The following is a 1071-nucleotide window of genomic DNA, read 5'->3' on the forward strand; positions in this document are numbered from 1 at the left end:
GATGCTGCGACCCACCGGGCCGCGCCCGGCCGTGCGGTCGCTGCTCGGCACGAGCTTCGGCGAACCCCAGGACGCCCCCACCGGGCCGTTGCCGAAATCGACTGCCTGACAGGCTTATTCGGTTTCCACGCACCGAGATCGACGTTAAGCAGCGAAAGGAAAGTGCGAGAGCGCGCCAGCACAACGTCGATCTCGATGTGAAAGAAGGCAATCGCCGTGCACATGCAGCCAGCGAATCAGCTTGCCGCGCAGGGTGACTAGACCTTCTGCACAACTCCGGCTTCGGTCTCGTCTTCGACGTCGCGGTGAATCAGCTCGCGCACAGCGGGACGCGGCCCGTATGGTCGCAGCATCGCGCTGGCCGGCCGTGGTCGCACCTTGATCGGCCACCAGAACCAGCGCCCCAGAAGCGAGGCGATGGACGGCGTCATGAACGAGCGCACCACCAACGTGTCGAACAGCAGGCCGAGACCGATGGTGGTGCCCACCTGGCCGATGATGCGCAGGTCGCTGACCACCATTGAGGCCATCGTGAACGCGAACACCAGACCGGCGTTGGTCACCACCTTGCCGGTGCTGCCCATCGCGCGGATGATCCCGGTCTTCAGCCCGGCGGGTATCTCCTCTTTCAAGCGGGATATCAACAACAGGTTGTAGTCCGAACCGACGGCAAGCAGCACGATCACCGACATCGCGAGCACCATCCAGTGCAGTTTGATACCGAGGAAGTATTGCCAGACGAGCACCGACATGCCGAACGATGCCCCCAACGACAGCGCGACCGTCCCGACGATCACCGCCGCCGCGATCAGACTGCGGGTAATGATCAGCATGATGATGAAAATCAGGCAGAGCGAACCGATTCCGGCGATCATCAGGTCGTACTTGGAGCCGTCCTTCCAGTCTTTGAAGGTGGCTGCGGTGCCGCCGAGATAGACCTTGGCGCCCTCCCAGGGCGTGCCCTTGATCGCCTCGTGCACGGCTTTCTTGATCGGCGCGATGTGGCTGATGCCCTCGGGGGTGGCGGGGTCGCCCTCGTGCGAGATGATCAACCGGACGGCGTGCCCGTTG

1 protein-coding gene is annotated in these 1071 nt (G+C 63.5%); it reads right to left on the reverse strand.

Annotated features, from left to right (window positions below; all coding sequences use genetic code 11):
* Positions 1 to 257: 257 nt before the first annotated feature.
* A partial coding sequence (locus tag A5658_RS02285; protein ID WP_156751214.1) for an MMPL family transporter occupies positions 258 to 1071 on the reverse strand: 814 nt, incomplete at its 5' end.

It is taken from the genome of Mycobacterium sp. 1245111.1 (assembly GCF_001673405.1).
Taxonomy (GTDB): Bacteria; Actinomycetota; Actinomycetes; order Mycobacteriales; family Mycobacteriaceae; genus Mycobacterium.